Annotated in this window: 6 protein-coding genes; all 6 read left to right on the plus strand. The window is 45.0% G+C overall.

Annotation, left to right across the window (positions count from 1 at the left end; translation table 11 throughout):
- Window positions 1-185, plus strand: a 185-nt coding sequence (locus VF500_RS20815) for a hypothetical protein (protein WP_330861520.1), incomplete at its 5' end; no start/stop codon positions are given.
- 587 nt (window positions 186-772) lie between these two features.
- A complete protein-coding gene (locus VF500_RS20820; protein ID WP_330861521.1) occupies window positions 773-1,387 on the plus strand; it encodes a TetR/AcrR family transcriptional regulator in 615 nt (204 codons plus the stop codon).
- A 148-nt stretch (window positions 1,388-1,535) separates the two neighbouring features.
- On the plus strand, window positions 1,536-4,418 hold the full coding sequence (locus VF500_RS20825) for a TonB-dependent receptor (protein WP_330861522.1): 2,883 nt from the start codon (window positions 1,536-1,538) through the stop codon (window positions 4,416-4,418).
- Window positions 4,419-4,440: 22 nt separating this feature from the next.
- Window positions 4,441-5,256 (plus strand): SDR family oxidoreductase, encoded by an 816-nt coding sequence (locus VF500_RS20830; protein WP_330861523.1) that lies wholly within the window; start codon window positions 4,441-4,443, stop codon window positions 5,254-5,256.
- Between the two features lie 97 nt (window positions 5,257-5,353).
- Window positions 5,354-7,030 carry a hypothetical protein gene (locus tag VF500_RS20835; RefSeq protein WP_330861524.1) on the plus strand — a complete coding sequence of 559 codons (1,677 nt, stop codon included), beginning with the start codon at window positions 5,354-5,356 and terminating at the stop codon, window positions 7,028-7,030.
- 144 nt (window positions 7,031-7,174) lie between these two features.
- Window positions 7,175-10,233, plus strand: a 3,059-nt coding sequence (locus tag VF500_RS20840; protein ID WP_330861525.1) for a glycosyl hydrolase, incomplete at its 3' end; no start/stop codon positions are given.

Below are 10,233 nucleotides of genomic sequence, written 5' to 3' on the forward strand. Positions count from 1 at the left end.
CTTCCCCCTTAGCCTGGTATTTCATACATAACTGGCTGGAGAGTTATCATTACCGGGTTTCTTTATCCTGGTGGATATTTGTTGGTGCCGGTGGCGGGGCCGTTTGCCTGTGCTTGCTAACGGTGAGTTATCAGGTATTCAAAACGGCGCTGACCAGCCCCGTCACAAGCCTGCGGAGTGAATAATAATTTGATCAATTGTTATACCGCCTACTGAAACTATTGTGTCATGAATAGTACCGTCGTGTAAAAAAGTGCAATGCTTTCGGTTGTAAATTCAAGCACCCTGCCCATCACCACAGAATGATGGCCCATAGGGAAGTCGAACCCTGGTTAAATGACAGGAAATGACTTTAGATTATGTATAAAATAGTCCCAGCAGGATCACAAACATATCCCATTTGTCGGTAAGTCCGAACTGGGCGCACAGAAGGGCCTTTACGATGTCGTAAAGGCTCTTTTTCTATTTTACCCATTTTTGCAGCCTTCGTTTAAAGCGCATGGAGTCCCTTTTTGGTTCGAGCACAATATGGTTGACCCGGCTGGGTGTTTCTTAATATTCAAATCAAATTTCTGTAAATAAGGGATTTACATATTCATTTTGGTTCGATACTGTTTAAATGACAGGTAGCTTTCGATAAAGTGGCAAATTGAAAGTTAAAGCCAAATTCTTTCAAATAAAAAGTTTAGGAAAATTTGTTTTTATAAATATTTTCCATTTACTTTGATGGAAAATATTTTACTTGAAATATTTTCCAAGCCAATTATAAATTATGAAAACTGAAATTCTCGAAGTTTCGCTTCGGCAATTCCTGCAATACGGGATCCGGGACACCTCTGTTCAAAAGATTGTAGATGCCCTTGGCATTTCGACCAAAACGTTTTATAAATATTACAAGAACAAAGAGGAGCTTTTAGCTGATGCACTGGACCTGTTCTTTAACCGGCAATATCAGGATTTCAGGAAATTAAACGTAGCCCAAAATGCCGCGGCGCGCTTCTTTGATATCTGGTTAACATCTATCGACGTTTCATATCAGGTCAACAAGATTTTCTTTCATGACCTTCAGTATTATTACCCGGATTTAGCTGCCAAGAGCGATGCAGCCAATAGCGGCAGATTCACTCCGGAGTTCTTAAATGTCATTGAACGGGGCATTCACGAAGGGCTGTTCAGAAACGATATTATTCCCGGGGTAGTTCTTGAAAGCATCTTTGTGTTGTATGAGGCTGTTGTCCGAGCCGAACATTTCAAGCGATTTAATCTGGCACCTTACGACTTGTTGTTAAATACTATTGCCTTGGCCGTGAGGGGGATTTGCACACATGAAGGGATAATTGCCCTTGATGAGCAGATCAGCATAAGAAATATACAGGCTGCAAAATAGAAAATCGTAACAGAATATTCACTTAAACAGATAGTATGGATAAATAAATACCACCCAAAAAAAGAACCGGTAATGCGGCAAACATTACCGGCGATATTTTAACCAACCAAATAACCGATTATTTTATTAATTAAAATTCCCTAAAATTATGAAAAAAATACTTACCCACAAACGTGTTTGGGGTAAACTCGTAAAAAAGATACTGCTGCAGGCCGTATTTTTAACATGCTGCAGCCTCCCAGTATTCGCCCAGCAACAAGTAAAAGGTACCGTTTTCGACGAAAAAGGCAACCCACTTCCCGGGGTGACCATCCATGTAAAGGATGGCAAAAGCAGCGCATCTACAGACGCTAAAGGAAACTTTACCATTTCAGTTCCTTCGTCATCTTCGGTATTAGTGTTTTCTATGGTCGGCTATAAAAATGGCGAACAAACCGTTAAAATTGGAAGTGCGATGACCGTAACACTTACAGACAATGTAAGCGAGCTACAGCAGGTTATTGTAACCGGTGTATTTGATTCAAGAAAACGGCTCGATGCATCTATAGCGATCTCCACCATCAGTGCACAACAAATCAAAATGCAAACACCGCAAAGTGCTGCAGATCTGCTGAAAAATGTTCCGGGTGTTTATGTCAATTCATCAGCAGGGGAAATCCGCAACCAGGTTGCTGTGCGGGGTACACCTACTTCAAACGATGTTTCAATCGGCTACTTCTATGTTTCCATGCAGGAAGATGGTTTACCCGTTACCAATTTTACAGGAGCTAATTATGGCCCCGATTATTTTCTGCGTGCGGATGCAACAACGGCAAGGGTGGAAGCTGTACGTGGCGGATCAGCTTCAATTACTGGCTCTGATGCTCCCGGCGGACTTTTTAACTACACCTCCAAAACGGGTGGCAATAAATTTGCGGGCGAAGCTATAATTAAATATGGGCTGGAAGGAAACGCCCATCCCTATTACCGCGCTGACCTGAATATTGGAGGCCCGTTGGATAAAAAAGGGGACCTGACCTATGACGTTGGCGGTTTTTACCGTTACAGCGACGGGGCAAGATATGCAGGCTACCCCCTGAATAAAGGCGGACAATTGAAATTCAACGTAGTTAAGAAATTCGGCAGTGGCCGCATCAAATTATACGGTAAATTTCTGGATGACAGGAATGGATATTTTGATTTAATTCCTTTTATAGGCTATACCAACCCGCGGCCGGCGGCAGATTTTTCCAATAATGTTACTCTGGCCGGCCCATCAAGTCAAACGCTGGATTTTAAGTATACACCTGATGGCAAAGTCAATCAGTTCAGACCATCTGATCTCATCCATAACCTGGACAGGTCAATTGGCCTTGAATATCAGCAAAGCCTGGGCAACAATTGGTCCATCACCAATAATTTTAAATACAGCAATAAGGAAGCTACATGGAATGCCGCGGCCCCCCTTGGCATCCTTTCTGCCGACGGTGTGCTCTTCTATGGCTTGCAAGGTTTAGCCGGAAAATTCGGAACATATAATTTTACAGACCTAACCACCGGGCAAAAAATGCTCACGGTAGTACAGTCCCCCAACTTGTCACCGACAGGCCAGTTTTTGGGCATCAATTTCACCAAAACTTATAACCAGCTTCCTAACGGTCAGGTGCAATCGGCCCCTGTTTTATTTGAATTGGCCAATGCGCTTCATAATAAAGCTAAGGAAATTATGGAGCAGTTCAGTATACGCAAAACAGTTGGGAAAACAACATTCAACGCCGGTGTTTATATTGGCCATTCCAATATCAGTTTTGTAAAAGGCTATGCGGGGCAGTCCTTCACTACCCTTGAAGATAAGCCTCATCCTTTGGGTCTTACCTATACTAACTTTTCGGGAGCGGTTACTCAGGTAACTGATGCAAACGGCTTTACTGCTTACGGTTCGGGATATGGCAATAGTGCAATTACGAATAATAGATTTGACGCATTCTTCGGCCAGTCATCACCGTTAACAGACCGCCTTACGCTTGATTACGGGTTCCGGTACAACTATAATCAGTTTACCGGATCGTCCAACAATGCGGTAATTGATGCAAATGCAACAGCAGCTGGTGGTTATGATAAAAATTTACTTACCTATTACGATAACAACGTTTACGTAAGTAATACGCCGTTTCACATTAACAAAACGGTAAAAAGCTTGTCTTATTCGGCAGCATTAAACTATAAATTTTCTGAAGAGCAAGCGGTCTACGTACGTTATTCCGAAGGGCGCAAAGCGCCTGACCTTCAATCTGTAACAGCGGTAAACTCCCAGGCACAGGCAGATGCGGTATCATTTGTGCCAATCCATGTTGTACAGGCCGAACTGGGATATAAGGTTCAGAAAGGAGGCTTTACCGGGTATTTTACGCCATTTTACAGTGACATTTCTAATATGCCAAGCTTTGATTATACGCAGGATGTACAAGTTAATACTTACTACTATACAAAAGCAGTATTTAGCGAGCAACGCACAATAGGGGTGGAAATGGAAAGTGTTTTCAACATAGGCAGCCACTTTAATGTGCGTGGTGCCGTTACGCTGCAACATGCTACTTCAGTTGTACAACGTCATTGGAATGTAGGGCAGCCTGGCCCTGCCGATGATCAGGTGGTGGAAACCCATGGCGGAAGGGTAGGACTGACACCTGCTGTATTGACAAGTATCACTCCTTCGTATCATTTTAAAAGATTCATAACTTCTCTGGGATGGAGATATGTTGGCTCCTCGGCTGCTAATGCTGCGGATGCATTTGACCTGCCCGGATATCACACCTTCAACTACCAGGCCGGGTATCAGCTTACACCGAGGCTAAATGCCAATTTTAATATCAATAATTTGTTTAATTCTATTGGGATAACCGGTTGGTATGCCCCCGGTGGCTTTCCCGGCAATTTATCGCCCGAGGCTTTAACGAAAGCTCAGGTCGCTGCCAATCCGAATGCAACTTATGGTGCAAGGCCAACGCAGCCCAGGTCATACTTTTTAAGCCTTTCCTATAATTTTAATTAAGCACAGATTACATAAAAAGCGTATGAAAGTAAAAGGAAAGGTGGTCTTGGTTACAGGTGCCGGTAGTGGTATTGGGAGGGAAATTGTATTGAATCTACTGTCAAAAGGAGCAAAGGTTATTGCTGTGGATATCAATTGGGAGGCATTGCAGGAAACTTTAAGACTTAGCAGGGCACCTGAAAGCAGTTTAAGTCTTTTTCAGGTAGATATCACCAATAGCGTTGCAGTTGATGAACTTGTTGGAGGGGCTATTACACAAAAGGGGACTGTAGATGCGATCATCAATAACGCCGGGATAATTCAACCGTTTGTTGATCTGAAAGATCTTGACTACAGCACGATTAAAAGAGTAATTGATGTCAATTTGCACGGAACACTGTACGTTACTAAAGCATTTTTGCCACACTTACTCAGCATCCCTGAAGGGCATATTGTCAATATTTCCAGCATGGGCGGGTTTCTGCCGGTTCCCGGTCAAACTGTCTATGGCGCAACGAAGGCAGCTGTCAAATTGCTTACCGAGGGGCTTCACTCCGAGTTGCAGCATACCAACGTACGCGTTACAGTTGTTTTCCCCGGCGCGGTGGCTACCAATATCACGGCAAATTCAGGTGTTACGATGAATATGGTGCAAAAAGGAGGTAAGGAGGCAGCACAATCGAAGATCCTGATACCGGCTAAAGCTGCGGAAATCATTATCAGGGGGATGGAAAATAATGACTACCAGGTATATGTAGGGGCGGATTCCCGGTTTTTGGGGATTTTTAACAGGATCAGTCCGAAAACGGCGGCCTCTTTTATCAATAAGCAAATGAAAAAGTACGGAATTTCCAGTTAATAAGAATGCAATATTATCGGGGCTTATTCTTGTTATTGAAGGATCCGGGAACAACCACAACTATTTATAAACATAAAAAACTATTAAAATAAAAATTATGAAAAAGTTAAACAGGCTACTACCAGGTATAGTGATTTTAGCATTCCTGATAGCCTTTAATGGATATTCACAGGAGAGAAATGGGCAAAAAAACTACTCCATTACGTCCAAGCTTCCACCGGCCCCGAAACCTGAGCCATTTGAGGTTACTACGATACCACTTCCGGCAGAGGTAAGTGATGCTGTATTGATCAATTACCTTCCCGATGCAAAACACCTGATCATGGAAATTCACATGGCCGGAAAGAAAAAGACCGATCTGGGGGTGATGCTGGATGACGGGAGCGGATTCAAGTGTTTGACCTGTGATTTAAAAGAAGAGATCGGCGGCGAAATGCCGGTGCCCCTTCCGGATGGAAAACGGGTTTATACTCCTTCAGGAATACTGGAATGCAGCCCCTCTATAGTAGATTGTAAGGAGGCTAAGATCCTGCCGCTGGTATATCCGGACATACCTGGTGCGCGTATGCTCATGCGGATTGCCTCTAATATGTCGCCTGACGGGATCCATGTTGCTGGTACGCTTATTACTACTAAAGGGATGCTTGTTTTGGTGAGTGAGCTAACCAGGATAGCCGACGAAAAAGGTGAGCGTTACATACTTGCCAATCCCAAAGTAATAGTGGGAGATCAAACGGATACTAATCCCTTTAGGCCTTTCCTGCACGGTGGTGGTGAAGTCAAAAGTTTTGCAGATATGGGACGCTCTCTTGTGTGTAGTTCTTTATTTGAAGCCAATAACTTTGATCTGGCCAAAATTGATCTGACAACAGGCGAAGTGACCAGGCTTACCAAACATTTTAGCTACGAGGAGGGCACCTATCCTTCGCCGGATGGCAAATGGGTAATATTTCAAACACACAGGCAGACAACAAGAATGGATGCGTTTGGTTTGATTCCACGACCGCTTATCGCAGGCGGGCCTCAGGTGCCCGCAGTAGCTAATCAACGGAATGCGGAATTTGAAGGTTATGAGCCGGTTAGACGGTTCTATGGCCTGAGTATGACCGATCAATATGGCGACCGGGCAAGGCTTCCGGAGGATGGTTACACCGGCCAGGACATAACCATTGCGAAAGATAACTACAGGGTCTATAATCATTTTGGAAATTTAACCTGGGATCCCACCAGCACGCATGGCGTATTCTGGGAGCAAAAGGACCCTAAACAGGAAAAACCAGGTGAGCAAAGGGGCCGTCTGCGGATGATCAGGTTTACCTCCAGGAAACCTTCGTCACCTCTGGCGCCATTTAGTCCCGAAATGAAGTGGGCAACTGATCTGAAAGATATCAAGTGGCCGGATACAAGCATTCCTGAACAGGGAACGATCAAGGGACTGGTTTCTGGCTATGCCGAAATCAGCACTGTAAAACCCGCGGCGGGAACACAAGGGGAGCCGCGCCGCGTTGTTAAATACTTCAATTTTACAGATGACGGTGAAGCTATTCTGAACGGAAGTGAATCCTCAACTACGGGGTCGTATGGGCGTAAAGTGTACTGGGATGCAGATATCCTGGTTTCAGGAAAGAAGAAAGGTTTTCTGAAAGCACAACATGTCATATTCAACGTTACGAGTATGTCATCAGGCACCATACAGGCAGAACTGGGAAAACATAAAATCTCCGTAGATCTGGCCCATGGATTACCTACAGGTGTACCGGGAGAGCTGCGTTAAGTGTTTTTGCTATCAGGCGATCATTCGTCTCTCTGGCTGGATGAGAAATATGAACTTTGGACTGTATTGCGTGGCCTTTTCAGGCAATACAGTCCATATAAAACAAGCTGTTAAATGACATTTTGCGTTCGAAGTCTTGCCACGATGCTTTACGTATGTGTGGCCTTTTTAACACCGGCCTCAGTAGCTGCACAAAACAGGAAGGAGCTGCCTGATGACCGCTTTTACAAAGGTTTTGTAAACCCGTATAATGCCGCCAGGCCACGCGTTTGGTGGCATTGGGTAAATGGTAACATTACCCAGGACGGTATTCGCAAAGACCTGTTGTGGATGAAACGTAGCGGAATCGGCGGTTTTCAGAACTTTGATGCTGGATTGATCACACCGCAAATCGTTGCCCAGCGTTTGCTTTACATGACACCACGGTGGAAAGATGCATTTAAGCTGGCCTCCAAACTGGCCGACTCATTAAAGCTGGAAATGGCCATTGCGGGTTCTCCAGGATGGAGCGAAAGCGGAGGGCCGTGGGTGCCTGCTAAAGACGGAATGAAAAAATTGGTTTGGACTGAGGTTAGGGTAAAAGGAGGGCAGTCTTTTACCGGCCGATTGCCCAGCCCGCCTGCTACCACAGGAGACTTTCAAAATCTCCCTATCCCAAAGGAAACTTCTGTTATCCGTTTGAAAGCAGCTACACCACCGGAGTACTACAAAGATGTGGCGGTGGTAGCGTACCGCTTACCCGCAGCGGATATTTCATTGAATGCCCTGGCCCCAAAAATCACTTCTAACGCAGGTAATTTTTCACTGCAGCAATTAACGGACGGAGATTTGGCAACAACCAATCTGCTACCTGCCGATCCGGAAAAGGGATATTCCTGGATCCAGTATGAATTTGTACAGGCCCAAACTATCAAGGCCGTTTCTGTGGTAGGAGGTGGAACCAGATCGCCTTTCGGGTTGTCGGGGCCTTCTGAAGAGCGGAGTCTGGAAGCAGGTGATGATGGAATTACTTTTCAGAGGGTGGCTTTTATTCCACTTAATGTTATTCCTCAACAAACTATTACCATCCCGCCAACTACTGCCAGGTACTTTAGATTAAGATTTGACAACCCGGCAGCCCATCCCAACGCTATTGCCGCGATGATGGGGAGTGTTACGGTAGCCAAACCACCTGCCGGAACCGACATTGCAGAATTGGTGCTGTATCCCGCTGCGCGTATTAATCACTTTGAAGAAAAGACCGGCTTTGTAGCCTCGGCTGATTTATGGAAATACCCGACACCAAATACGCCGGACGTAATTGCACAAACCGATGTAGTTGACTTAACCGGGAAGATGGATGCATCCGGCACATTAAACTGGACACCGCCATCTGCCGGCGGGGAATGGAAGATAGTACGGTTTGGCTATTCGCTAACCGGGAAACAGAACCATCCTGCATCACTTGAAGCAACCGGGTTGGAAGTGGACAAAATGGATGCACGGGCAGTGAAAGATTATTTTACGACTTACCTGAACCAATACAAAGATGCAACTGGTGGCTTGATGGGAAGAAAAGGGTTGCAATACATAATAACCGATAGTTACGAAGCTGGGCAGGAAACCTGGACACCCGGGATGATGGAAGAGTTTCAAAAGCGTCGTGGTTATAGTTTATTACCATGGATGCCGGTATTGACCGGACAGGTTATTAAGAGCGCAGAAGCCAGTGAGCAATTTCTATGGGACTGGCGCAAAACCATTTCGGAGCTGATAACTGAAAACCATTATGATCAACTCACCAATATTCTTGCAAGTTATGGCATGAAGCGTTATTCCGAATCGCATGAGAACGGCCGGTTGTTCATTGCTGACGGGATGGATGTAAAACGAACAGCAGCTATTCCGATGTCGGCCATGTGGGTGCCGGGGCCTGGCGGTTCTCCGCCAAATATGGCCCGGGCCGATATTCTTGAATCTGCATCGGTTGCTCATATCTATGGGCAAAATCTGGTCGCTGCCGAATCGTTTACCGCAATTGGTTTTGGGGCGAATGGCGCCTGGTCATATTCGCCTGAAAAATTAAAACCTACCGCCGATTTGGAGCTGGCCAGCGGCGTAAACCGTTTTGTGATCCACACCTCGGTTCATCAGCCGGTTGATGATAAGATTCCTGGCCTTGGGCTCAGCGTGTTTGGCCAATGGTTTAACCGTCATGATACCTGGGCAAACCAGGCAAAGGTATGGACTGATTACCTGGCCCGAAGTTCATATATGTTGCAGCAGGGAAAGTTTGTTGCTGACATTGTATACTATTACGGAGAAGACAATAATATAACCGGGCTGTTCGGAGCCAAAATGCCGGAGTTCCCACAAGGGTATAGTTATGATTTTATTAATCCACATGCGCTTATTAACCTGCTGTCAATAAAAGATGGAAATCTTATTACACCTTCCGGGATGAAGTACAGGGTATTAGTAATAGACAGTAATGCCCGGAAAATGTCCTTGCCTGTTCTCCGTAAAATTGCCCGGCTGGTAAAAGAAGGGGCCGTTATCACAGGTGTAAAGCCCGAAATGACAGCGAGTTTAAATGATGACCCGCTGGAATTTCAGCGTTTGGTAAAGGAAGTATGGAACTCCGGCAGAAAAAATGTATTCACCGGAAAGACAATTGCTGAAGTACTCGCTGCTTTAGACATTCTTCCTGATTTTGAATATAGCAAACCACACGATGATACGCAGTTACGTTATGTACATCGCAAAGTGAATGGCGGCGACATTTATTGGGTAAATAACACTAACGACCACGATGAAACTATTGAAGCAACATTTCGCGTTGTTGGTGAGGAGCCACAGATCTGGCATCCGGAAACAGGAAAAACAGAACCTGTTTCCTATAAAATAACGCATGGGCATACGTCCGTTTCGCTCCATTTAACGCCTAATGATGCTTTATTTGTAGTGTTTTTGTCGCCGGCAAAAAAAAATGTAGTTATCCTTCCTGTCAGAACAGCGCGCCGGATAAGAAGTATTGAAGGCCCCTGGAAAGTTACATTCCAGCCCAATCGAGGGGCACCACGAGAAGCGACATTTGAGAACTTGGTCTCTTACACTGTACATGCTGATCCGGGCATTAAATACTTCTCTGGTACAGCCACCTACACAAAATTAATTAATCTCCCGGTAGATACATTGATGAAAGGTGCACAGATATGTTTAGA

The organism is Mucilaginibacter sp., assembly GCF_036383575.1.
Classification (GTDB): Bacteria; Bacteroidota; Bacteroidia; order Sphingobacteriales; family Sphingobacteriaceae; genus Mucilaginibacter.

Bases quoted from the DNA above. Each gene is read 5' to 3' on its own strand.
- VF500_RS20825 (WP_330861522.1), top strand. From the start codon at position 1,536: ATGAAAAAAATACTTACCCACAAACGTGTTTGGGGTAAACTCGTAAAA.
- VF500_RS20835 (WP_330861524.1), top strand. From the start codon at position 5,354: ATGAAAAAGTTAAACAGGCTACTACCAGGTATAGTGATTTTAGCATTC.
- VF500_RS20820 (WP_330861521.1), top strand. From the start codon at position 773: ATGAAAACTGAAATTCTCGAAGTTTCGCTTCGGCAATTCCTGCAATAC.
- VF500_RS20830 (WP_330861523.1), top strand. From the start codon at position 4,441: ATGAAAGTAAAAGGAAAGGTGGTCTTGGTTACAGGTGCCGGTAGTGGT.